This is a genomic window from Moraxella ovis, assembly GCF_900453105.1.
GTDB classification, from domain to species: domain Bacteria; phylum Pseudomonadota; class Gammaproteobacteria; order Pseudomonadales; family Moraxellaceae; genus Moraxella; species Moraxella ovis.
On the sequence record NZ_UGPW01000001.1, the window covers coordinates 1,433,528 to 1,456,154 of the forward strand.

A 22,627-nucleotide genomic window follows, 5' to 3' on the forward strand; every position below is an offset into this window, starting at 1 on the left:
GGGGAAGACTTTGACAATAAATTTCATAATTTTAATGAGCAAATAAAAAAGGTGCTGATTATACGCCTTTTTTGATACAAACATGGACAAGTCAAACAAATCACATCATAAGAACTTACCGCAGCACGCTTTAAATTTATCGCCGCTACCGCATAAGCACGGCTGCTTGTTGGTGAGCGCATTTGGCACAGTAGGGTCTAAAAAGTACCAAACATCATCAACTTTAACAAAGCTTGAATGCTCGTCATGGCAAGATTCGCCCTGCCCGTTATCATAATAAGCTCTAAAATGCACTTGGGCGTGGCGTTTGCCGATCTTGGCGACATGGCTAATCACATCAAGACGCGTCCAATTCATTTCATCCATCCACGATTGTAGCGCATTCTTATCCAATAAACCCTGCTGACTTGGCACGGTCGTCTCGACAATATAGTCGATATTTTTAAGATAAAAAGCACTAAACCGTGAACGCATGAGTGCCTCAGCCGTAGCAGCAGGCACACCTTCATGCAACAACTGACAGCAGTCTTGGCAGGATGGGCTTCCACAAGGACATTGCATCAGCAAATCTTCTCCAGTAGGATGCTCTGGGCATCATGGATGTCAAGGCTATGATGCACCTGATTCCACTCACCACGCCCATCAAGCTCCCAAGCCTGAACGTTATCTTGAAGGTAATTAATCAAGCCGTCTTCGTAGATTTGCTTGAATAGTTTTTTGTCCAAGATAGGAAACGCAGTCTCAACGCGGTGCAATAAGTTACGATCCATCAAATCAGCACTTGAGCAGTACAGCTTCTCATCGCCATCATTATAAAAATAATACACGCGCGTATGTTCTAGGAATCGACCGACGATGGAGCGCACACGGATGTTCTCTGATAGATTCTTTACTTGTGGGCGCAGACAGCAGATAGAACGAACAATCAAATCAATCTGCACACCTGCCTGACTTGCCTCGTATAGCTTGTCAATGATTTGACGCTCGGTGACCGCATTACATTTCATGATGATTCGCGCTTTTTTGCCGTTTTTGGCGTGATGAATCTCATCATCAATCATCTGCACCAACCCATCATGCAAAGTAAAAGGCGCGTGCAGAATCTGATGCGATGGCATCGGACGACCCATGCCTGTTAGCTGCACGAATACGCCGTGCACATCTTCACAGATCTGCTTATCCGCGGTGAATAGACCATAGTCAGTATATGCCTTAGCATTACCCGCGTGATAGTTACCCGTGCCTAAGTGTGTATAACGGCGAATTTTGCCTTTTTCGCGGCGGACGATGAGCATAAGCTTAGCATGAGTCTTATAACCCACCACGCCATACACCACAACCGCCCCAGCCTCTTGAAGCATGTTCGCCACCGCGATGTTGCTCGCTTCATCAAAACGCGCACGCAGCTCAATCACTGCCGTGACCTCTTTGCCATTACGAGCGGCAGCAGCTAGCGCTTGTACGATTTCAGAATTCGTACCAGATCGATAGATGGTCTGCTTGATGGCTAACACATCAGGATCATTCGCCGCTTGCCACAGTAGATTCACCACCGGTTTAAAGGCGTGAAAAGGATGATGCACAAGCACGTCTTCTTTTTTGATGATATCAAACATCGACGTGCCTTCTTTGGCGACTCGCACACTCTCCATGCCGCGAAATGCCTTAGGGATAGCATGGGTAAATGGCGCAAATTTAAGCTCTGGCTTATCAAAGCTCGTCAGCATGCGCGTCAGATTCACAGGACCATTCACGCGATACAGCTGACTCTCGTCGAGCTCAAATTCTTGCAGTAGGAACTCGTAAGTTTCTTTTGGGCAGTTTGTTGTGACCTCTAGGCGAACTTTATGACCAAAGCGACGATTATCCAGCTCACCCTCAAGTGCCTTAGCCAGATCCTCAACATCATCGGACAGCGCAAGGTCGGCATTACGCGTTAATCTAAACTGATGGCAACCTGTAACCTTCATTCCCAAGAACAGCTCGCCCACATGCTCATGAATCACCGCAGACAGCATGATGTGATGATCCTTGCCACCTGTCAGCTCATCAGGCAGGCGAATTACACGCGGCAATGAACGCGGCGCAGGCACTATGGCACGATTAATGTCACGCCCAAAGGCATCCTTACCCTCTAGGCTTACGATGAAGTTTAATGACTTATTCACAAGGCGCGGAAATGGATGCGCAGGATCAATGCTAATCGGTGTCAATACAGGCAGCACCTGATTAAAAAAATACCCTCTCATCCATGCCTTTTGGGCATCTGTAAGCTCATGACGCTTAAGATAACGAATGTCAGATTTGGCAAGCTGTGGCAAAATCTCTTCGTTCAAGATGCGATACTGCTCTTCGACCGCACGATGCGCCACCTGACTGATCTCTGCAAGTAGCTCTGATGGCTTACGACCGTCTAGACTGCTGGACTTGTCGCCAATTTTCATCTTTTGGAGCAATCCTGCCACACGAATCTCAAAAAACTCATCCATATTAGACGAAAAAATCGTCAAAAAAAACATTTGTTCAAGCAAAGGGTTGCGCGGGTTCACCGCCTGAGCAAGCACACGCAACTGAAATCTTAACGTTGATAGATCACGGTTGATGTAACACTCTGGCGTAAAGCCGCCCACCTCATTCATGATGTGCTGAATCTCATGCAGATCTGCTGCTGGTGGTGGTGCCGTGCCTAGCACACTTTGCATGGCGACTTGCTCAATGCTTGGTAAATTGTTCGCTTCGGACAGCACGCTTGATACTTTTGAAGTGGCGCACTTGGCTGCAGGTCTTGAATTGGTGGCTCTTTGGGTCACGGCATTCTCCTTGTATTTTGTTGATTATATTGGCTTATTGCTGGCTTTTTTACCATTCTAGCTTGGCAATACTGCGCTGTTCATGCGACGCAGTATGATTCGTTGTTTGTTTCTAAGTCGTTTGGCGTTTTTATTTTTTTGATAGTATTTTGGGTTTGGTAACATGCTGATAAGCAGCGCGGCTTGTTCGCGATTGAGATTTTTGGCGGATTTGCCATAATAGTGGCGTGCCGCTGACTCAATACCATAAATCCCATCGCCAAACTCCACCACGTTCAAGTACACCTCCAAGATGCGCTTCTTATCCCAAATCCCTTCCATTATCAGGACGATGATCGCCTCTTCGCCCTTTCGGATGTATGAGCGATGGGAAGTCAAAAATAAATTCTTGGCAAGCTGCTGACTGATGGTTGAGCCACCTCTTGCGATCGCGCCTTCAGCTTCATTTTTTTTAATGGCACTCTCAATGCTATCAAAGTCAAACCCGTGATGTTGGGTAAATTTGGCATCCTCGCTCACGATCGCGGCCTGCTTGACACTTTTGGCGATATTGTCATAATCCACCCACGTCTGAGTGACCGTACCGCCGCCGAATCTGTGCGCCATCATGAACGCCGACTCGGTCACTGGTGTAAATTTGCCCACGCCCAAAAGTGCCGCTACCATCAAGTTAAACCCCAAAAAGACAGCAACAACACACAGAACAATCCAACGAAAAAATTTTTTAAGCACTATACCAGCCTTATTTTACGTTATAATGACAATCATCCTATTTTACACTATTTTAGATGTTTATCGATATGAATAATCCAATATTTATCAATCAGTTAACTGATTTATCAAAAAACCGTTTCGCGCTAGACACACTCAGCAATGAACAATTTTTTGAATTTTATCAGACATTATTATCCAATTTTAACATTAATTTGGGCAATGACTGGTATCTGATCGGCACAGACGGCTGCCATCTGTGTGATGAGGTGTACGCCCTGCTCGGTCAAATCGGACGCATCAGACCACTGCCTTTTGTCCATCGTGTAGATGTGATGAATGCAGATGAGCTGGTGATTGAGACTTTGGGAGTTGTGATTCCGATATTGGTGACGCCAGCACGACTGCTGTGCTACCCTTTTGGTGCGATGGACATCATGACATTGACCGACCCAAAAAGCACGATGCCTGTTTAGACAGTCATAATCAAAGCGGTCATTTAATAAACGAACAAAAATTAATTGAGAGCTATTCCTTTTTGGCAAAAAAATCAGTACAATAATGATGAATTTGAGCAACTGTTTTGCAGTTGCTCTACTTTTGACATGGATTTAAACACAACACAAATCGACTCAATGAATCAAACCCAGGCTTTTATGGACTGATTTTATGGGTCGAACTGACCAATCGGCGTGCCTTTACGGTCGCATGGAGCATTGTTATGCTTACCTTTTTGGCGATGTTGCCAATTCTCATTGTTTTTATATTACTCGTTGTGATGCGTCTGCCTGCCAAGACGGCGATGGCGGTCGCTTATCTTGCCACAGCTTTATTGTCTTACTTTTTTTGGCATACCAGTGGCAACCAAATCGCCGCCGCCACCATTCATGGCGTGCTGACTGCTGCCAATGTACTGCTCATCGTGTTTTCTGCCATTTTGCTGCTAAACACCATCAAAACCTCTGGTGCCATTGTCGCCATTCGTCAAGGCTTTATGGGTATCTCTGCTGACCGCCGTGTACAGATGATTATCGTAGCGTGGCTTTTTGGCTCACTCATCGAAGGCTCGACAGGCTGGGGTACGCCATCGGCGGTGGGTGCTCCGCTGCTCTTGGCGTTGGGTTTTCCTGCGATGGCGTGCGTCATGGCGATTCTCATCATTCAGTCCACGCCAGTTTCTTATGGAGCGGTGGGCACACCCATTTTGATTGGTGTGAATTCTGGTCTTGAAAATAAAGATGATGTGAGTGCTGCTATCGCTGAACAAGGCATTGCCTTTGGTGATTACATCGTACAAATCGGTGCTAATGTCGGCTTCATTCATGCTGTTGTTGGATTCTTGATTCCGCTGATTTTGTGCGGATTTTTGACACGATTTTTTGGCGAAAAGCGTTCGTTCGTTGAGGGTTTAAAGGCAGCACCTTTCGCCATTTTTGCAGGGCTTGCTTTTACCATTCCTTACTATCTGACCGCCAAATTCATCGGACCTGAACTGCCTTCATTGGTCGGCTCCATCGTCGGCATGGCAATCGTCATTCCTGCGGCAAAATACGGCTTTTTGACCCCAAAGGACACATTCGACTTTGCCAGCCGTGACCACTGGGAAGAAGACTGGAAAGGCACGATGGCAGCAACCGACATTGACATCAACGAAAAATCCAAACACCCTGTATGGCTTGCATTCATGCCTTATCTGCTGGTCATTGGCATCTTAATTGCCACACGCACCATCAAACCCCTAAAAGCATGGCTGAATGAAAATGCCGTCATCACTTTTAGCAATATCCTAGATACCACCATCACCAACAAAACACAGCTTTTATATTCACCAGCGGCGGTACTGCTCTCGGTGTCGATTGTGTGTATCTTTTTGTTTGGCATGAAAGGCAATGAGGTCAAAAAAAGCTGGGCAGCGTCTGGCAAAACGATGCTTGCTGCTGCACCTGCCCTACTGTTCTCCATTCCGATGGTGCAGGTGTTCATCAATTCAGGGACGCCTGCTGATGTCGCCGAGCCGATACTCGCCATGCCAAGAGTACTGGCGGCAGGTGCTGCTGATGTCTTTGCAAATATGTGGCCACTCGTGTCGCCTTGGATTGGCGCTTTGGGGGCGTTCATTGCAGGCTCTAATACTATCTCAAACATGATGTTTGCTCACTTTCAATGGAGTACTGCCGCTCAGATCGACTTGAACGCCATCGAAGCTGCCAAAGTCGTCGCGCTACAAGCGGTGGGCGGTGCATCTGGCAACATGATCAGCGTGCATAATGTCGTCGCTGCTTGTGCGGTGGTGGGCATGGTCAACCGTGAAGGTCTCATCATTCGTAAGACCTTGGTTGCCATGATTTATTATGCCGCCCAAGCTGGTCTTGTCGGCATGGCAATCGTTGTCAACCCTTTATGGTGGGTTGGGGCGATCATCTGGCCTGTCGTGTTCTTTGGTGTGATGGTAAGAACATCTGCTCGTGCTTGATGACTTTGACGGACAAAACAGCCTGCTGGCTTGTTTTGTCCTGTTTTGTTCGTCAAGCTGGCGGTCTTTCAAGGTCTTGATTGGTTTGGGTCAGATTGATGTGTCTGAAAGTTTTGTATTTTTTAAGACGATTAGGCAGACATTTGTTACAATAAACCATCATGACCAACCAAAGTCGGTCAGTCAGGTGCATGAAAGCCAACCAGCCATGCCCATGATTTAAAAATACTGGGATTGGCACTTTTATTGTTCATGTCCTAGGCCAGTTCTGTGCTTAGGGCGTGCTCATATTCGCCCAGTGCGTCATCGACGGCTCGTTACCAAAAGAACTGGCATCGATTCATTCAACCAAAATAAGGTCATCTTATGGCAGATTTAAGTAAAATTACCGAAATTGAAGATCTCAGACGCGTCGCTGAACGCAAAGTACCAAGAATGTTTTATGACTATGTGGACAGTGGCTCTTGGACACAGACCACCTATCGCAACAACGAGACCGACTTTGATCGCATCAAGCTGCGTCAGCGTGTGCTCGTGGACATGGAAGGTCGTACGCTGGCGACCAAGATGATTGGGCAAGAGGTGCATATGCCGGTGGCAATCGCCCCGACAGGCTTTACAGGCATGATGTGGGCAGACGGTGAGATTCACGCCGCCCGTGCTGCCGAGAAATTTGGCATACCTTTTTCGCTCTCCACCATGAGCATCTGCTCGATTGAAGATGTGGCAGAAAATACCACCAAGCCGTTTTGGTTTCAGTTGTATGTCATGCGTGATAAAAAATTCATGGAAAATCTCATTCGCCGTGCCAAAGAAGCCAAATGCTCCGCCCTCATCTTGACAGCCGACCTGCAAGTCTTAGGGCAACGCCACAAAGACATCAAGAACGGTCTGTCTGCACCCCCCAAGCCTACCCTAAAAAACATCATCAATCTGATGACCAAACCTGAATGGTGCTTTAATATGCTTGGCACCAAACGTCACACTTTTCGCAACATTGTCGGTCATGCCGAAGGGGTGGGTGACTTGTCTAGCTTATCGTCTTGGACGGCAGAGCAGTTTGACCCAAGCCTTAATTGGGACGATGTCGCTCGTATCAAAGAGTTATGGGGCGGCCCGCTCATCATCAAAGGTATCATGGAGCCTGAGGACGCTATTTTGGCTGCCAAATCAGGGGCGGACGCCATGGTCATCTCCAACCACGGCGGTCGTCAGTTAGACGGAGCTCCAAGCTCTATCGCCAGTCTTGCCGACTGCGTACAAGCGGTACAAGCAGAAAACTCAAAATGCGAAATCTGGCTAGACAGCGGTATCCGCTCAGGTCAAGACGTGCTAAAAGCCATCGCACTGGGGGCAAAAGGCACGATGATAGGTCGTTCGTTTTTGTATGGTTTGGGAGCCTATGGGGAGGACGGTGTACGCCGAGCCCTAGAAATCATCTACAAAGAGTGCGACATCACGATGGCTTTTTGTGGACATACCGACATTAGCACCGTCAATGAAGACATCTTTGTCAAAGGCACTTACGAGAATCTCAAAGCCAGCAACCCACACGTTACGCCAATTCGTTGGTAAATAAGCAAACAAACCTTGTAAACAATAAAAAACCACGTTAATCATCACGTGGTTTTTTTATTGTTCGGCAGTTAGTGACCTAATGCATCACGATTCACAGTCAGCTCTGTGGTGTCTTTTAGATACTGTAGATAATCGGACAGCTGGTCTTGACCAATATTATCACGAATCATCATCGCAGCCTGAGCACGCTCGACAGGTGAGATCTGGGCTGTGGCTTGTTCAGCCACAGGACCGCCCACGATCACGCTTGCCCCTGCATCAGTCTCCACTGCCCAAATGTCATTAACGCCTGACTTATGCAGGAATAAACTTGAACGCTCTTGACTGCTTAATTGCGGATTTTGGCGTGTGGTGATGCCAAAATTAGCATTTGGCGTCATCAGCGACTGTCCACCATTGACCTTGGCATCGTCAGCGATCTGAGTTGCTGTCTGTAATGCTAGCTTGGTCGCTTTTTGTTTGGTGATGCGCGCCTTGATCTCTTCTGTCGCTTCAGCCAACGTTAAGCTTTTGGCTTCTTGATAGTTGGTTGGCTGCACCCATACCGTTTTATCTTCAAGTGTTACGTTTGGGCTGACTGATTGATCTTGGATGGCAAAATCATCAAATGCCGCCGCCACAACCGCAGGCTGAGACAGCTCTGTGATGTTATTCTCTTTTTGGTACGACTTGATCAACTTGGCAGGAAGATTCACTTCAGCAGCAATGTCTGCAATCCCCATGCCATCAACCGCCATCGTATTGATCTTAGCGATAAGATCGTTATAAGCCGCTTGGCGCTTCTCATCGATCGCAGATTGAATCAGTTCGTCACGTACATCACTGGCACTAAGATCGCCCGCCTTGGTTAACTTAAAGATCTGATAACCAAAGCCGGTCTTCACAGGCTGACTTACTTCGCCTACTTTTAGGTTGCCAAGCGCCGCATTCACCACACCAGCATCATTACCAAATACCGAAGGGTTGTATTTACCGATATTACCACCTTCAGCACCACTTGGATCCTCAGAATATTGCTTGGCCAATGCCTCGAATGATTCACCATTATCTAGTTTGGCTTTCACCTCGTTGGCTTTATCGGCGTCCGCCACCAGAATTTGAGCCAATTCGCGACCATCACTAAGACCGTTCTTCTGCAAGTATCTGCTAAACTGTGCATTGATCTCATCTTCGGTTGGTGCTTCCACCTTGACATCTAACGGCGTCAATTCAATATATGCCAAATCCACGGTTTGCGGTCGAATTAGCGCATCTTTATTGGCATTATAGTATTCATCAATCTCTGCTTGTGACACGCTGACTGCACCAGCATAGTCCTGCCATTTTAGGCGATGAACCCATACTTCACGGGCTTCAAGCTGTAGATCAAGCAGTCGGCTAACTTGCGCTGCTGGATAGATCGCCGTACCTAAGATACTGGCCGTCAGCTGACGCACGCTAAGCTCGGTGCGAAATCTAGCGAACAGTTCATCTTTTGTTAGATTGTTGTGCTGTAAAAAACTGGCAAACACCTCGTTAGAGAACTCTCCATTTTGATGAAAAGCTTCATCCTGAGCGATCAGGCGAGTGATCTCATCATCCGAGACCGTCATGCCAAGCACATGGGCTTGATTTTGAAGTAGCGCGCGATTAATTAGACTCTCTAGCACCTCATCTGCCATCGCACCTTCATTAATCAGACTGGCGTCATTATTCTGAAGGAGCTGGGTACGATAACGATTCAGCTCTAATTGATACACACTCAAGTCGATGGTGCTATCTCCAGCCTTAATCAGATCATGACCGCTCATCGAGCCGCCACCAATGCCCTGCACGCCTAAGAAAGCCATCGGCACCATGATTAAACCTAAGGTAATGCGACCAGGCCAACTCTGTAAAAAATCGCGCAACTTGTCCATAAAACTTCACTTCTTTTAAATCAAAACTAAAACCTTACTATAATACGCTAAATCTTAAAAATACACAAAGTTTTTTACAATATTTTGGATTTTTTTGGATAAAAAAACACCCTTCATGAACATTGCATGAAGGGCGTGGTCTAATCCAACGTTAATACGTAAATTGTAGGATTAGTTTACCGCGTCTTTTAGACCTTTACCAGCTTTGAAGCCAGGCACTTTGCTTGCAGCGATTTCTAGTGGCTCGCCAGTTTTTGGGTTGCGACCGGTACGTGCTGCGCGCTCTTTTACGCTAAAAGTACCAAAACCAACTAGCACAACGTCATCACCACGCTCTAGAGCGCCTTGTACGCTTGAAGTGAATGCATTTAGCGCTTTAGTGGCTTGGTCTTTTGTTAGACCTGCTTCGCTTGCGATCGCGTCTACCAATTCTGACTTATTCATGTGATGTTCCTCATGTTTTTGAGTTAAATAAAAATCTAGACAGGTCTAATCACCTGCCTTTGTGTGCATTGTATGATTATCATTAAGCATTTACAAGTGGATAAATGCAAAAATCTTGTAAAATTTACAAATTTTTTGTAAAAAATCGAATAAAACCTTACAAATTACAGGCAATGCACGTACCATTCCATTGTTTGTTATAACAAACTTGCTTACCATTTATAGCAAGGGTTTTGGCAATATGCAAGTAAAATTATATAATTTTATGTAACTTTAACAAAAAATTTGTATTTTTTTGAAAAAATCTGTAATTTTTAACCATGCATTTTGTTTTTTGACTTATTTTAAGATACAATCAACTGCATATTTTTGAGTTATTTACCTTTATTACTTTAATGGCTTAGGATTAACATGACGGACAACATACACACACCAAAAAATACCCCTAACGACAACCCAAAACCGCAAAATCAACGCAGTTATAGTAAGTCAGCCCAAAAGGATGCGGGCGTCATTTCTGGCAGCTTTGTGAACGTGCTTTTGGTATTTTTAGAATCTGCCATCACGCTCATGCTGCGTTTTAATCCAAAGCTGCGTCAACTGGCCTACCCGCTCGCCCAAGAAAGCGTGGTGGTAAGTATTCGCACCTATCTGCCACACATTCAGATTTTTGCAACATTCAGCCACCACGGCGTATTGCTTGATCAAGAATTACCCGCTGATAAGCCGGTTGCTGACATCATGGTCAATGCTTACAGCTTTCAGATTGTCAGCACACTAACCAATCACAGCTTCGAAGCGGTTGAGAAGCTTCAGATTCGCGGCACTGCCGAACAAGTGGCTGATTTTAAGGCATTCTTGGTCCAGCTGGGTGTGGGTGGTGTGATTGATCAATTCCTACGCAAAGTCAAAAAAACCGAAAACAAGCCAACCCCTGAAGAACGCGCTGAGAAATTAAGCGAATTAAAGGCTAAGCTGTCCGAACAATCACTTCAAATCGATGGACTAACAACCCAAAACGCACGCCTAAACACACAGCTTGCCGAGGCTAAGACTAAACAAAAAAGTACCTTTACAGGCTTTATTATTGCTTCTTTGGTTGCGATTGCGTCCTTGGTATCACACTTCTTTATTTAAAATTATTAAAGATTAAATGTTATTTTATATCAATAAAAGCAAGGTTTATGGGCCTTGCTTTTGTTTATAAACGATTGATTTAAATCAATAAATTCTAATATTTGCGATGATTGGTTTTATCAAATCTATCTTTTAATAAAAATAACAGCAAAGTTCAATAAATAATCTTGACCTATTTACTAGGAATTATTATAATGAGCCTAAATTAATTCACCGATGTTCGAATCAGAACTAGGCATTTTTGGGTATTTTCTTATGCGCTTAACCACTCGCGGCAGATATGCAGTCACCGCCCTGCTTGATTTGGCGGTACAAGAGAATCGCCATCAAGGTGCGGTCTCACTCTCCGACATCGCAAAACGCCAATCCATCTCAATCTCTTATCTTGAGCAACTATTTTCTAAACTTCGTAAAAAAGGCCTCGTAAATAGCACACGCGGCGCATCAGGTGGCTACCACCTAGCCAAGCCATTAGATGAGATTGATATCATGAGCATTATTACAGCAGTCGATGAGAGTGTCAATGCCATGCAATGCGGCGGTAAAGGCGACTGCCAAGATGGCGCGATGTGTCTGACGCATGATTTATGGCATAATCTGTCTGCACATATCGAAGCATATCTTAGCAATGTCACACTTGATGAGCTTCTTAATTCCAATAACAGACAAAGCATCGCCGAACGCCAAGAGTACAAAGCTCTAAGCAATAAAGGCGATAGAAAAGATCACATTAATACCATTAACTTACTTGGGGTAAATCCAGCATGAGCCAGAATTCCTTAATTTATCTAGATTACGCAGCCACCACACCCGTCGCGAAGGAAGTCGCCGACAAGATGGTTCAATACATGACTTTCGATGGCATCTTTGGCAACCCTGCCAGCCGCTCACATGGCTTTGGCTGGCAAGCAGAAGAAGCAGTTGAAAATGCTCGCCTTCAAATCGCCGAAACCGTTGGCGCTGACCCACGCGAGATCGTGTTTACCAGTGGTGCGACCGAATCAGACAACCTAGCCCTAAAAGGCGTGGCGCACTTTTATCACACTAAAGGCAAGCACATCATCACAAGCCAAATCGAGCACAAGGCAATTCTTGATACCTGCCGTCAGCTTGAACAAGAAGGTTTTGAGATTACTTATCTAACCCCTCAAGAAAGCACAGGCATCATCACGCCAGAGCAGGTAGCTGATGCGATTCGTGAAGACACCATTTTGGTGAGCTTGATGGCAGTAAACAACGAGCTTGGCACTGTGACAGACATTAAAGCCATCGGCGAGATCACTCGCGTCAAAGGCATTATTTTCCATGTGGATGCCGCTCAAGCGGTTGGTAAAATCAAAATCAACCTTGAAGAGCTAAAAGTTGACCTAATGAGCTTCAGCGGTCACAAGATCTACGGTCCTAAAGGTATCGGCGCGCTATACGTTGGACGTAAGCCACGCGTTCGCCTAAAAGCAGAGCAACACGGCGGCGGTCACGAACGTGGCATGCGCTCAGGCACACTGGCTACCCATCAGATCGTTGGTATGGGCGAAGCTTTTGCTCTATCAGTACAGCGTTTTGATGAAGATCATGCACACATCTCTCGTCTGCGTGACAAGCTATGGAACGGCCTACAAGGCATCGAAGAGATCTACCTTAACGGCAGCTTTGAACACGGCATCCCCAACATCCTAAACGTGAGCTTCAACTTCATCGAAGGCGAAAGCTTGATGATGTCGCTAAAAGACCTAGCGGTATCTTCTGGTTCGGCTTGTACTTCAGCGACGCTTGAGCCATCTTATGTGCTGCGTGCGATTGGTCGCCCTGACGAATTGGCTCACTCATCAATTCGCTTTAGTATCGGTCGCTATACCACTGACGAAGACATCGATCGGGTTCTAGCGCAGATCAAAGACGCTGTTGAAAAGCTTCGCGACCTATCTCCGCTATGGGACATGTTCAAAGATGGCGTTGACTTTAGCAAAGTTGAATGGCAAGAGCATTAATTTTTTAAATCACAAAATCCCTAAAATTGAATAGGCAATCGGCTTGATAATCCAATGATCGACAGCATTAAAAGAGTATCAAGCCTAACCCAAAATAGGAAAATATCATGGCATATTCAGATAAAGTTATCGACCATTACGAAAACCCACGTAACGTAGGCAACCTAGACAAAAACTCAAAAAATGTCGGTACTGGCATGGTGGGCGCACCTGCTTGTGGTGACGTGATGCGCCTACAAATCCAAGTTGGCGATGATGGCATCATCCAAGACGCCAAATTTAAAACCTACGGCTGTGGCTCAGCGATTGCCTCTAGCTCACTGGTTACCGAATGGCTAAAAGGCAAAACGCTAGACCAAGCTGCTGCGATTAAGAACAAAGACATCGCTGAAGAGCTTGCCCTACCACCGGTAAAAGTTCACTGCTCAGTATTGGCAGAAGACGCCATCAAGGCAGCGATTGAAGATTATCAAGCCAAAGCACACGCTTAATTTTGTAGTACATAGGAGACAAGTTATGATCACACTAACCGAACGAGCTGCCAAACACGTTAAAGACTTTCTAGATAGCCGTGGTAGCGGAGAAGGGATTCGTGTGGGCGTGCGAACGGCAGGCTGTTCAGGACTTGCCTATGTGCTAGAATTTGTCGATGCGCCAAATGACACTGATGAACGTTTTGAGAGTGATGGCGTGAGCGTGTTTGTCGATCCTAAGAGCTTAGTTTATCTGAACGGCTTACAGATGGATTACGTCACCGAAGGTCTTAACTCTGGCTTTAAATTCACCAACCCCAATCAGACAGGCGAATGCGGCTGCGGTGAATCCTTTACAGTGTGATGGTGCGACATGACGAGTCATAATAATTTCTTCGCACTGTTTGATTTACCTGTGGTATTTGATATTGATAAAGATGCACTAAAAAAATCTTTGTTAGCCTTACAGAAAATTCATCATCCCGATCAAGCTCAAAGCGCGCCCACACAAATAGCATCGCTCATCAACCATGCCTATGACAGCTTATATCATGATGATAAACGAGCAGCTCACTTGCTTGAGCTGGCTGGTGTACAGTGCGATTTGAATGCATCGATCAATGATTGGGATTTTTTGGATGAGATGATGGAATTTCGTATGGCGCTAGACGGTCTAGATAGCCAAGACGAACTGACCGAGCTTCTTCGCGCCATTAATAACCAAAAATCAGGCTACAACATCGCTTTCAACAACAGCTATCAAGCCAAAGATTGGCAAAATGCTGAAGTTAACGCCCAAAAAATACAATTTCTAGAAAAACTCGCCATCGATGTTCAGCATAAGCTTACCAACAGCCTAAGCACCAATGGCGATGATGACGATCTTTATGTATAGATGATAACAGCTAACGATCGTCATTTATGTTTTGATTAGATTAATTAAAATTAGAAGTCAGCCATTTATTTATTTGCGTAATTTTTCGCATTAGCCAGCTTTTAAGAGATACCATGTCTTTATTGCAAATTAGCGAACCCAACCAATCCAAAAACCCCCACCAGCATCGTTTTGCGCTTGGGATCGATTTGGGCACAACCCATTCCTTGATTGGCGTGGTGCGCTCTGGGCGTGCCGATGTCTTGAATTTTGGCGATACACCACTCATGCCATCGGTCGTGTATTATGGTGGTCAGTCCGACCGCCCATTGATTGGTAAAGCCGCGCTGACTTATGCTGATGACACTAAGAACACCATCATCTCCGCCAAGAGATTCATGGGTCGCAGTAAGGCAGACATCAAGTTTTCACACCCTTATACTTTAGTTGGCGATAAGCATACTATGCCCGCCTTCGTAACCGCTCAAGGTGACAAATCTCCCGTTGAGACTTCGGCGCACATCCTGTCACACCTGAAGCGTCATGCTGAAGCTGCATTGCCGCCTGACAGTATCGCTGGTGCTGTCATTACTGTACCTGCGTATTTCGATGAAGCGCAGCGCGCCGCCACCAAAGACGCTGCTACTGCTGCAGGCTTAACGGTGCTTAGACTATTAAACGAACCAACGGCAGCTGCCATCGCTTACGGACTGGATAAGAATACTTCAGAAGGTATTTATCTTGTCTATGACTTGGGTGGTGGTACATTTGACGTGTCCATCTTGAGATTATCAGATGGCGTGTTTGAAGTTCTGGCAACAGGTGGTAATAGCGCACTTGGTGGCGATGACATTGATCGCTTAATTGCCAACTATTTTATCAAAAGCGCAAATCTAAACCCTGCCGACATTGACAATGCAGAAAAGTCACGACTTGCCAAGCTTGCCAAACAATATAAGCAAGCCCTAAGCAGCAGCCATGCTGTGATGATTGACATCACAGTATCAGGCACGCCTGTTCATACGATGTTCAATAGCGCAATGTTAGCCGACATCATCGAGCCTGTCACCAGACGCACTCTACAAATCTGCCAACAAGTCTTACAAGATGCTAAAATCAACAAGGATGACGTTCGAGAAGTCGTGTTGGTCGGTGGTTCAACTCGCATGCCCATCATTCAGCAAGCAGTTCATCAATTTTTTGATAAAGAGCCGCTGTGCACACTAAATCCCGATGAGGTCGTAGCTCTAGGTGCGGCACGCGCTGCCGATCAGCTCATCAATAAGCGCGATGACAATTTACTACTGTTAGATGTGACGCCATTATCGCTTGGGCTTGAGACGATGGGCGGCCTAACTGAAGTCATCATCCCAAGAAACACGCCAATACCTGTTGCACGTCGTCAGGTGTTCACCACCCATCAAGATGGCCAGACTGGCATGGTCGTTCATGTCGTGCAAGGTGAGCGTGAAGCGGTGGCAGATTGTCGTACTTTGGCACGCTTTGAATTGCATGGTATTCCGCCGATGAAGGCTGGTCATGCACGCATCGAGGTGAGCTTTAATATTGATGCGAATGGCCAGCTTACCGTATCCGCCCAAGAGACCACTACTGGCGCGCGCAGTCAGATTCAAGTCAGCCCAAGCTATGGATTAAGCCCTGAACAGCAAGAGCAACTTCTTCAAGCTGGCTTTTTGCATGCTAACGAAGACAAGCGTTTACGCGCACTTATCGAGACCAAAGTCGAAGCAGAACGCGAGCTCATCGCACTAGATTCAGCATTGAATGAATTTGACAATTTATTATCCCAATCTGATAAGACAGCCCTGCTTGCCGCCATGCAGGCACTAAAAGATGCGATACAAGGCGACGACAAAAAATCCATCGATGCAGCCAATACCAAGCTTAAACCATTAAGCGATCATTTTGCCTCGATCATCATGGATCAAAATGTCAAGTCCGCGTTAAAAGGCACAAGCACTGCCGAGTGGCACACGAACTAAGTATTTTAAATCAATCAGAGAAATAACGAGAAAGATCATGGTAACCGTAACTGTCCTACCCCATCACGAAATCTGCCCTGAAGGCTCAACAGTAGAGCTAAATGAAGGTGAAAATCTATGCGAAGGCCTGCTTGAGCGTGGCATTAAGATTGAGCATGCTTGCGACATGTCAAAAGCATGTACTACCTGCCACGTCGTCGTTCGTGAAGGTTTTGATAGCTTAGAAGAGATGGATGACATCGAAGGCGACCTTCTAGATCGCGCTTGGGGGTTAGAGCCTGATTCTAGATTGTCTTGTCAGTGTATCGTATCAAATGAGAATCTTACCATCGAAATTCCTAAATACACCCTAAACCACGCCAAAGAAAACCACTAATTTAATATTAAAAACCCCAAGTAATCACCTGGGGTTTTTCTTAATCATTCAAACCACAGTCGATATGGCAAAGCCAAATTATCAGAAATCACATCTTTATCTAATGATAGAACATCTTTTGCGATCAACTCTAGCGTGAACGGCACCAGCTGATGCTCAAGCTTCTGCACGCGCAATCTTAGTGACTCTGGTAGTTCATTCTGCTTAACCGCCAATACAGCCTGAGTCAATACCTGACCTGCGTCAAGCTCAGCTGTGACCACATGCACGCTGCATCCATGCAGTTTATCGCCAGATTGCAACACACGCTCATGTGTATTTAGCCCTTTATAATTAGGCAGGATCGATGGATGCAGATTAATCATGGCGCAAGGCACAGCAGAGATGAATTCCGCCGACAGCACACGCATGAACCCAGCTAAAACGACCAAATCAGGCATCCACTCATTTAAGAGTTCTAGCGTATGCTTCTCGAAGGTCTTGATGCCCATTTTCTTGCCGTTAGGCACATGCGAAAGCACCACCGTGCGAATGCCTGCATTATTGGCGCGTGTCACCGCATAGGCATCGGCGACATTACTAACCACACCAACAATCTCAATTGGCAGTCGCCCTGCCTGCATAGCATCAATCATCACTTGAAGATTAGAACCACTACCAGAAACCAACACGGCGATTTTTAATTTTTTCATAGATTTGCAATCAATCAAATTATCAGTCATTTAAAAAATAAACCGTCAAAGTGACGGTTTATTAATGTCTTATTGGTAAATAACCGCATCCGTATCACGCGCAGCGATACCGCCAATCACCCAAGAATCCTCGCCTTGATCTTTTAGGAAGCTTAGTGCAGCATCAGCATGCTCTTTTGGGATAACCAGAATAAATCCAACACCACAGTTGAAGGTGCGATACATCTCCAGCGTGTCGATGTTGCCGCCCTTTTGAAGCCATTGGAAGACCTCAGGCAGATTCCAGCTTGAAGTGTCGATTTGAGCTGCTAGGTTCTCAGGCAGTACACGTGGCAAGTTCTCAGTCAGGCCACCACCTGTGATGTGTGCCATGGCGTGGATATTGGCATTGCCCAGGTGCTTTTGAAGTGCATTAACAGACTTAACATAGATGCGCGTTGGTTTCATCAGTGCATCCGCCAGCGACTCTTCACCAAGCTTCGCGGTAGCGACATCGGTGCCAGTTACCTTGATCACCTTGCGCACCAAAGAATAGCCATTAGAATGCACACCACTAGAAGCAAGTGCAATCAGAACATCACCGTCTTGAACGTTCTTGCCAGTGATAACCTCTTCTTCTTCAACCACACCAACACAAAAGCCCGCCAAGTCATAATCTTCGTCTTGATACATGCCTGGCATCTCGGCAGTCTCACCACCAATCAATGCACAATTTGACAATTTACAACCATCGCCAATGCCCTTGATGACAGCTTCTGCGGTATCAACATCCAATTTACCAGTAGCGTAGTAATCCAAGAAGAATAAAGGCTCAGCGCCACAGACCAACAGATCATTCGCACACATCGCCACCAAATCCTGACCGATGGTGTCATGGCGATTTAGGTCTAATGCCAACTTTAGCTTAGTGCCAACGCCGTCAGCACCCGACACCAACAAAGGCGATTTATAGCCCTGTGGGATACGGCAAAGCGCACCAAAACCGCCCAATCCGCCCAACACCTCAGGGCGAGAAGTTGCTTTAGCGACTGATTTGATACGCTGTACTAGCGCTTCGCCTGCGTCAATGTCTACGCCTGCATCTTTATAGCTAAGTGAAGTTTGCTCTGTCATGGCAATTGCAATCCTGTCAAAATCAAAATTGGTTAAAAACTTGTTAATTATACCAAAAATTTAACCCAAAAACTTACTAAAATCACCATTCGCTTTAAATTGTATAATTTTTTTGAAATTGGTGTATATTTATGCAAATTTTTTATTTATCATATAGCCATTATCATCATTTACACCATTTTTTATGAACCAATATCACATTGATCCATTTTTTCGCCGCTTATTTATTACAGTTGGGCTGTGTTTATTTCTCTACCTGCTGTATCTGATGCGGATTGTCATCATGCCTTTTGCTGCGGCGTTTATTTTGGCGTATTTTTTGAATCCGCTGGTGGCGATTTTTGATCGGTTTTTACCCAGAGGTTTGGCGATTGTTGCGGTTTATCTGATTATTACCTTACTCATCTCGGCGCTATTAGTGTGGCTACTTCCCATGCTTTGGGTGCAGCTACAATTGGCTTGGGAATCGTTGCCCGAGTTATTAAAATGGTATAATGACGTGGCGCGGCCTTGGCTGGGTCAATTCACCAAAAACAATCTGCTGAAGCTTGACTTAGACATAATCTCTAACGAGCTGACGACATACATTCAAACCAATTATCAGGTCTCTGATGCTCAGACATTCATCAAGCGCGTACTTACCTCAGGAATGACCGCTGCCAACAGCATCGGTTTGATTGTCATGATTCCGATTTTGACTTTTTATTTTTTGTTGAATTGGCGCGGACGTCTTAGAACTTGGCAAAACGCCCTACCACGCGACCAAGTTAACACAATAAGCCTAATCGCCAAAGATTGCGATGCAGCGCTGATGAACTTCATCAAAGGTCAATTCATGGTGATGATTCTATTAGGTGTGATCTACGCCGTTCAACTTCAGCTCATCGGGTTAAAACTTGGGCTGATCATCGGCATCAGCGCTGGCATCGCAAGCTTTGTGCCTTATCTGGGCTTCGCGGTTGGTATCATTGCAGCACTTGTGGCGGGGTTTTTTCAGTTCGGATTTGATTGGAAATACATGCTGCTGATCATCGGTGCTTTTGGCGTAGGTCAGGTGATGGAAGGCTACGTGCTACAGCCTTTATTGTTGGGTGACAAGATTGGATTGTCTGCGCTGTGGGTGATTTTTGCGGTATTGGCAGGTGCGGCGCTACTTGGGTTCATGGGTATGTTGATCGCCCTGCCTGTCTCAGCGGTGATCAATGTGCTGTTTCGCCATGCTTATGCCGCCTACCTTAGAAGCGATTGGTATCTGGGGTATAAGCAGCTAAAATTATGGTAGTGGCTTAAATGATTTTTTATAAATCCACAAAATCACTTGCCAACATTTCCCAAAATGTGCTATATATAGGCAACTTTAAAATGTATAAAATGACTTGATGGATTCATCAGAATATACCAGCATAATGTTAATAATAAAAATCCATCAAGCCCATGTAGGTAATTGTAATTAATGAGTGATTTTATTCAGCCATCGCTTAATCTTGATCTAAAGCAGGATGCCAGCCTTAGTGACTTTCGTGGGGATGGATTCTTGCCCGTATTAAATGCGATACGTGAGCTAGGTCTTGGTAATCTGAGAGAGTTGTTCATCATTGGCGCCTATGGCTACGGCAAGACGCATCTGGCAGCAGCAATATATAGACACTATACCCAAACCTACAAAAAAAGCGCAATCAGCCTATCGCTTGGCGATATGATCGATAATGACAGTGATGCCAGTGCCTTAGTTGGGCTTGAGATGTTTGACTTGATCATCATTGATGACTTGCATTTAATTCATCGCAGTCGCGAATGGCAAGAAGGCTTATTTCATCTCATCAACCGAGTGCGCGAACAGAACAAGCAGATAGTATTTTTGGCGAATAATCCTGCGCGCGAGCTTGAGATTGGACTGCTGGACTTGGTTACACGGTTATCTCTTGCGCCCACTTTCCGCCTACCGACTAACGAAGACATTGATGATAGAAAGACACTACTTAATTCAATCCTAAAACGTAAAAACTGGCGACTGCCTGAACCGATTTTTGAATTTATGCTAGATAGCGGTCCACGCAATGCTGGTGACATGATTCAAGTATTAGATCAAATCTCGCCCCTACTGACACATCTATCTCGCGTGCAAGTCCCCAAAAAAACCATCGATGAAGCCAAGAGCATCATCGAAAGAGAGACGTTTTTACTCGAAATCTCTGAACATAAAATTGACAATTAATTCAACCAATTAAGCAATAACCCAAATCTCGCCCTAAAGGAAAAACTCATGAAAATGATCACCAAAGCCCTCATCGCCTCGCTTGCACTAAGCGCAGCATATGCTCACGCAGAAGTACGCCTACTGGTCGATGATAACATCAAAGTAACCGCCATTAACGGTCAAGAAGTTCGTCACGGTGCACTACAACCACTACAAAGAGAATTCAAACTAGAAGCAGGTCGTCATGTCGTCACTGCGCGTTATGATCGTATCTTTGACCTGACTCGCGGCGATCATGATTACCTAAAATCTGGTAACATCACAGTGACAGCAGACCTTCAGGACAACCAAACCTATCAACTGGTCATGCCAAACCAACCGAATAACTACAGCGCTGCCAAAGAATACGTAAAATCACCAACCCTAGCCGTTGCTCAAAATGGTCAAATCATCGCTCAAGAGAGCATCGTTGAAGACCGCACAGGCGTACTAAGTTCAATCACCCAGAGCATCGGCGGTATGTTTGGTCGTGATAATGCAGTAACTTCTAACCAAAAAACCATTGCTGCCTTGAACCAAGCACCTACCACTACAGTAACTGCACCAAGCGCACCAACCCAAGCTCCAGTCGCTCGTGATAACCTGGATGGCTTTATGCAGCTTTGGCTTAACTCTAGTGAAGAAGAGCGCGAGAAGATCCGTCAATGGATTGGTAAATAATCCTATCAGATCTTGCAAATAAGGCTCTTAATGAGCCTTATTTTATATCCAAAAAATAAACTCAAATAAAAAAACCATCACAATATTTTGTGATGGTTTTTTATTTGGGATAATCTTAGCTAAGATTATTTTACCAATACAGATACATAACGGCGGTTGAATTGACCTTTAGTCTCGAACTTCACTACGCCTTCAGTTAGAGCGAATAGTGTGTGGTCGCGACCCATGCCTACGCCTTCGCCTGCGTGGAATTCAGTGCCACGTTGACGAACAATGATGTTACCTGCAACAACGTCTTGACCGCCGAATACTTTTACGCCAAGCATTTTTGGGTTAGAGTCACGACCGTTACGAGTAGAACCTGCGGCTTTTTTATGTGCCATGAGAATGTCTCCTATGTGGATGCTTTATCAGATAAAGGCATCAAATAAATGGTAATTAAGCGTTGATTGCTTTGATTTTTAGCTCAGTGAACCATTGACGGTGACCTTGCTCTTTGTGATAGTGCTTACGACGACGGTGCTTAACAATGCGCACTTTTTTGCCGCGACCATGTTCTACCACTTCTGCTTCAACGCTAGCGCCAGCAACAACTGGTTGACCAATTTTGATGTCAGCACCATTTACAACCATTAGCACGTCTTCAATCTTCAGCGTTTCACCTTTTTCAGCTTTTAGTAGCTCAACTTTTAGAGTCTCGCCAACGCTAACACGGTGTTGTTTACCGCCACTTTTGATTACTGCGTACATCTACGTTCTCCGTAAAAAACCTGTGTGTCGTGGCTACCCCTTGATAGCTCTTGATAACGAACACGACTAGGACATAAAATAAGTCGGTATTTTATCAAAAAAATAAAGCACTTACAAGGATAATTTTTAGTTATTTTTTAAATTGTTGAAGCTTTGCGACTAATTCTGACAGCTCTTTGGTACGATAGCGCTGTTTTAGGCTAAATATCATCACGTCGTCAAGTTTTCTGGTGGTATTGACAGCTTTATCATCTAGAATGACAAAAGCGTGAATGGAGCCGTCTTTTGATACAATAATACGATCTTGCTTTATGGTGTAATCAAAATAAGGCTCACGCTGAATCAGCTCAGCTTGTAATCGCTCTATCGGCGCTATGTGGCGCATTGGGT

The 22,627-nt window shown here is 45.3% G+C and carries 24 protein-coding genes and 1 pseudogene; 15 read left to right on the forward strand and 10 right to left on the reverse strand.

Going from position 1 to position 22,627, the window contains the following annotated elements; translation table 11 throughout:
- Positions 1–105: 105 nt before the first annotated feature.
- Genes DYD54_RS06880 through mtgA form a run of 3 tightly spaced genes read right to left on the reverse strand, consistent with a single transcriptional unit; the run spans position 106 to position 3,542 of the window.
- Complete coding sequence (locus tag DYD54_RS06880) at positions 106–561, reverse strand: YchJ family protein (protein ID WP_063514296.1); 456 nt, start codon at positions 559–561, stop codon at positions 106–108.
- A complete protein-coding gene (gene ppk1 / locus DYD54_RS06885) occupies positions 561–2,810 on the reverse strand; it encodes a polyphosphate kinase 1 (protein ID WP_370446594.1) in 2,250 nt (749 codons plus the stop codon). Before ppk1 ends, DYD54_RS06880 begins: the two co-directional genes overlap by 1 nt.
- A 57-nt stretch (positions 2,811–2,867) precedes the next feature.
- On the reverse strand, positions 2,868–3,542 hold the full coding sequence (gene mtgA / locus DYD54_RS06890) for a monofunctional biosynthetic peptidoglycan transglycosylase (RefSeq protein WP_063514298.1): 675 nt from the start codon (positions 3,540–3,542) through the stop codon (positions 2,868–2,870).
- 68 nt (positions 3,543–3,610) lie between these two features.
- Here mtgA and DYD54_RS06895 point away from each other — a divergent pair, with 68 nt between their 5' ends.
- The 4 genes from DYD54_RS06895 to DYD54_RS06910 all read left to right on the forward strand — a co-directional run bounded on the left by DYD54_RS06895 (position 3,611) and on the right by DYD54_RS06910 (position 7,569).
- The gene (locus DYD54_RS06895) at positions 3,611–3,997 is read left to right on the forward strand and encodes a hypothetical protein (protein WP_115265745.1); all 387 of its coding nucleotides are present in this window, start codon (positions 3,611–3,613) and stop codon (positions 3,995–3,997) included.
- Between the two features lie 245 nt (positions 3,998–4,242).
- Positions 4,243–5,994 (forward strand): L-lactate permease, encoded by a 1,752-nt coding sequence (locus tag DYD54_RS06900; RefSeq protein ID WP_063514300.1) that lies wholly within the window; start codon positions 4,243–4,245, stop codon positions 5,992–5,994.
- Complete coding sequence (locus tag DYD54_RS06905; RefSeq protein WP_063514301.1) at positions 5,987–6,217, forward strand: hypothetical protein; 231 nt, start codon at positions 5,987–5,989, stop codon at positions 6,215–6,217. Before DYD54_RS06900 ends, DYD54_RS06905 begins: the two co-directional genes overlap by 8 nt.
- 143 nt (positions 6,218–6,360) lie before the next feature.
- The gene (locus DYD54_RS06910; RefSeq protein WP_063514302.1) at positions 6,361–7,569 is read left to right on the forward strand and encodes an alpha-hydroxy acid oxidase; all 1,209 of its coding nucleotides are present in this window, start codon (positions 6,361–6,363) and stop codon (positions 7,567–7,569) included.
- Positions 7,570–7,640: 71 nt separating this feature from the next.
- Here DYD54_RS06910 and DYD54_RS06915 read toward each other — a convergent pair whose 3' ends face one another.
- Both DYD54_RS06915 and DYD54_RS06920 read right to left on the reverse strand, forming a co-directional pair.
- The gene (locus DYD54_RS06915; RefSeq protein ID WP_063514303.1) at positions 7,641–9,470 is read right to left on the reverse strand and encodes a SurA N-terminal domain-containing protein; all 1,830 of its coding nucleotides are present in this window, start codon (positions 9,468–9,470) and stop codon (positions 7,641–7,643) included.
- 171 nt (positions 9,471–9,641) lie between these two features.
- Positions 9,642–9,923, reverse strand: a pseudogene (locus DYD54_RS06920) (HU family DNA-binding protein); the annotation flags it as partial.
- Between the two features lie 402 nt (positions 9,924–10,325).
- Here DYD54_RS06920 and DYD54_RS06925 point away from each other — a divergent pair.
- The 8 genes from DYD54_RS06925 to fdx all read left to right on the forward strand — a co-directional run bounded on the left by DYD54_RS06925 (position 10,326) and on the right by fdx (position 16,765).
- Positions 10,326–11,051, forward strand: a complete 726-nt coding sequence (locus DYD54_RS06925) for a hypothetical protein (RefSeq protein WP_063514304.1) — start codon at positions 10,326–10,328, stop codon at positions 11,049–11,051.
- A 255-nt stretch (positions 11,052–11,306) separates the two neighbouring features.
- Positions 11,307–11,819 carry an Rrf2 family transcriptional regulator gene (locus DYD54_RS06930; RefSeq protein ID WP_063515003.1) on the forward strand — a complete coding sequence of 171 codons (513 nt, stop codon included), beginning with the start codon at positions 11,307–11,309 and terminating at the stop codon, positions 11,817–11,819.
- Positions 11,816–13,039 carry an IscS subfamily cysteine desulfurase gene (locus tag DYD54_RS06935; protein WP_063514305.1) on the forward strand — a complete coding sequence of 408 codons (1,224 nt, stop codon included), beginning with the start codon at positions 11,816–11,818 and terminating at the stop codon, positions 13,037–13,039. The genes DYD54_RS06930 and DYD54_RS06935 overlap by 4 nt, the downstream gene beginning before the upstream one ends.
- Positions 13,040–13,146: 107 nt before the next feature.
- On the forward strand, positions 13,147–13,530 hold the full coding sequence (gene iscU / locus DYD54_RS06940) for a Fe-S cluster assembly scaffold IscU (RefSeq protein ID WP_036366269.1): 384 nt from the start codon (positions 13,147–13,149) through the stop codon (positions 13,528–13,530).
- Between the two features lie 25 nt (positions 13,531–13,555).
- A complete protein-coding gene (gene iscA / locus DYD54_RS06945; protein WP_063514306.1) occupies positions 13,556–13,876 on the forward strand; it encodes an iron-sulfur cluster assembly protein IscA in 321 nt (106 codons plus the stop codon).
- Positions 13,877–13,885: 9 nt separating this feature from the next.
- Positions 13,886–14,407 (forward strand): Fe-S protein assembly co-chaperone HscB, encoded by a 522-nt coding sequence (gene hscB / locus DYD54_RS06950; protein ID WP_063514307.1) that lies wholly within the window; start codon positions 13,886–13,888, stop codon positions 14,405–14,407.
- A gap of 113 nt (positions 14,408–14,520) precedes the next feature.
- Positions 14,521–16,389: a Fe-S protein assembly chaperone HscA gene (hscA, locus tag DYD54_RS06955; protein WP_063514308.1), complete on the forward strand. Its 1,869-nt coding sequence runs from the start codon at positions 14,521–14,523 to the stop codon at positions 16,387–16,389.
- Positions 16,390–16,426: 37 nt separating this feature from the next.
- Positions 16,427–16,765, forward strand: coding sequence for an ISC system 2Fe-2S type ferredoxin (gene fdx, locus DYD54_RS06960; RefSeq protein WP_063514309.1), 339 nt, complete (start codon positions 16,427–16,429; stop codon positions 16,763–16,765).
- 44 nt (positions 16,766–16,809) lie between these two features.
- On the opposite strand, the gene purN is transcribed toward fdx, so the two are convergent.
- Complete coding sequence (gene purN / locus DYD54_RS06965; RefSeq protein ID WP_115265746.1) at positions 16,810–17,457, reverse strand: phosphoribosylglycinamide formyltransferase; 648 nt, start codon at positions 17,455–17,457, stop codon at positions 16,810–16,812.
- Between the two features lie 69 nt (positions 17,458–17,526).
- Positions 17,527–18,570, reverse strand: coding sequence for a phosphoribosylformylglycinamidine cyclo-ligase (purM, locus tag DYD54_RS06970; protein ID WP_063514311.1), 1,044 nt, complete (start codon positions 18,568–18,570; stop codon positions 17,527–17,529).
- 184 nt (positions 18,571–18,754) lie between these two features.
- Between purM and DYD54_RS06975 the strand changes: the two genes are divergently transcribed.
- The 3 genes from DYD54_RS06975 to DYD54_RS06985 all read left to right on the forward strand — a co-directional run bounded on the left by DYD54_RS06975 (position 18,755) and on the right by DYD54_RS06985 (position 21,487).
- The gene (locus DYD54_RS06975) at positions 18,755–19,852 is read left to right on the forward strand and encodes an AI-2E family transporter (RefSeq protein ID WP_063514312.1); all 1,098 of its coding nucleotides are present in this window, start codon (positions 18,755–18,757) and stop codon (positions 19,850–19,852) included.
- A gap of 171 nt (positions 19,853–20,023) precedes the next feature.
- Complete coding sequence (locus tag DYD54_RS06980; protein ID WP_063514313.1) at positions 20,024–20,785, forward strand: DnaA ATPase domain-containing protein; 762 nt, start codon at positions 20,024–20,026, stop codon at positions 20,783–20,785.
- Between the two features lie 48 nt (positions 20,786–20,833).
- Entirely contained in the window at positions 20,834–21,487 is a 654-nt protein-coding gene (locus DYD54_RS06985) for a DUF2057 family protein (RefSeq protein ID WP_063514314.1), read from the forward strand.
- Positions 21,488–21,612: 125 nt separating this feature from the next.
- Here the strand turns inward: DYD54_RS06985 and rpmA are convergent, their stop codons facing one another.
- From rpmA to DYD54_RS07000, 3 genes are all read right to left on the reverse strand, one after another.
- A complete protein-coding gene (gene rpmA, locus DYD54_RS06990) occupies positions 21,613–21,870 on the reverse strand; it encodes a 50S ribosomal protein L27 (RefSeq protein ID WP_046696386.1) in 258 nt (85 codons plus the stop codon).
- A gap of 55 nt (positions 21,871–21,925) precedes the next feature.
- Positions 21,926–22,237 (reverse strand): 50S ribosomal protein L21, encoded by a 312-nt coding sequence (gene rplU / locus DYD54_RS06995; protein WP_036366243.1) that lies wholly within the window; start codon positions 22,235–22,237, stop codon positions 21,926–21,928.
- Between the two features lie 130 nt (positions 22,238–22,367).
- Entirely contained in the window at positions 22,368–22,622 is a 255-nt protein-coding gene (locus DYD54_RS07000) for a hypothetical protein (protein WP_147285078.1), read from the reverse strand.
- Positions 22,623–22,627: the final 5 nt, after the last annotated feature.

Excerpts from the sequence above, each read along its gene's own strand:
- DYD54_RS06910 (WP_063514302.1), top strand. The coding sequence starts at position 6,361 with ATGGCAGATTTAAGTAAAATTACCGAAATTGAAGATCTCAGACGCGTC.
- iscU (WP_036366269.1), top strand. The coding sequence starts at position 13,147 with ATGGCATATTCAGATAAAGTTATCGACCATTACGAAAACCCACGTAAC.
- DYD54_RS06925 (WP_063514304.1), top strand. The coding sequence starts at position 10,326 with ATGACGGACAACATACACACACCAAAAAATACCCCTAACGACAACCCA.
- DYD54_RS07000 (WP_147285078.1), bottom strand. The coding sequence starts at position 22,622 with ATGCGCCACATAGCGCCGATAGAGCGATTACAAGCTGAGCTGATTCAG.
- DYD54_RS06880 (WP_063514296.1), bottom strand. The coding sequence starts at position 561 with ATGCAATGTCCTTGTGGAAGCCCATCCTGCCAAGACTGCTGTCAGTTG.
- hscA (WP_063514308.1), top strand. The coding sequence starts at position 14,521 with ATGTCTTTATTGCAAATTAGCGAACCCAACCAATCCAAAAACCCCCAC.
- DYD54_RS06900 (WP_063514300.1), top strand. The coding sequence starts at position 4,243 with ATGCTTACCTTTTTGGCGATGTTGCCAATTCTCATTGTTTTTATATTA.
- iscA (WP_063514306.1), top strand. The coding sequence starts at position 13,556 with ATGATCACACTAACCGAACGAGCTGCCAAACACGTTAAAGACTTTCTA.
- rpmA (WP_046696386.1), bottom strand. The coding sequence starts at position 21,870 with ATGGCACATAAAAAAGCCGCAGGTTCTACTCGTAACGGTCGTGACTCT.
- rplU (WP_036366243.1), bottom strand. The coding sequence starts at position 22,237 with ATGTACGCAGTAATCAAAAGTGGCGGTAAACAACACCGTGTTAGCGTT.
- purM (WP_063514311.1), bottom strand. The coding sequence starts at position 18,570 with ATGACAGAGCAAACTTCACTTAGCTATAAAGATGCAGGCGTAGACATT.
- DYD54_RS06930 (WP_063515003.1), top strand. The coding sequence starts at position 11,307 with ATGCGCTTAACCACTCGCGGCAGATATGCAGTCACCGCCCTGCTTGAT.
- fdx (WP_063514309.1), top strand. The coding sequence starts at position 16,427 with ATGGTAACCGTAACTGTCCTACCCCATCACGAAATCTGCCCTGAAGGC.
- DYD54_RS06980 (WP_063514313.1), top strand. The coding sequence starts at position 20,024 with ATGAGTGATTTTATTCAGCCATCGCTTAATCTTGATCTAAAGCAGGAT.
- DYD54_RS06985 (WP_063514314.1), top strand. The coding sequence starts at position 20,834 with ATGAAAATGATCACCAAAGCCCTCATCGCCTCGCTTGCACTAAGCGCA.
- purN (WP_115265746.1), bottom strand. The coding sequence starts at position 17,457 with ATGAAAAAATTAAAAATCGCCGTGTTGGTTTCTGGTAGTGGTTCTAAT.
- DYD54_RS06915 (WP_063514303.1), bottom strand. The coding sequence starts at position 9,470 with ATGGACAAGTTGCGCGATTTTTTACAGAGTTGGCCTGGTCGCATTACC.
- DYD54_RS06895 (WP_115265745.1), top strand. The coding sequence starts at position 3,611 with ATGAATAATCCAATATTTATCAATCAGTTAACTGATTTATCAAAAAAC.
- hscB (WP_063514307.1), top strand. The coding sequence starts at position 13,886 with ATGACGAGTCATAATAATTTCTTCGCACTGTTTGATTTACCTGTGGTA.
- DYD54_RS06935 (WP_063514305.1), top strand. The coding sequence starts at position 11,816 with ATGAGCCAGAATTCCTTAATTTATCTAGATTACGCAGCCACCACACCC.
- DYD54_RS06975 (WP_063514312.1), top strand. The coding sequence starts at position 18,755 with ATGAACCAATATCACATTGATCCATTTTTTCGCCGCTTATTTATTACA.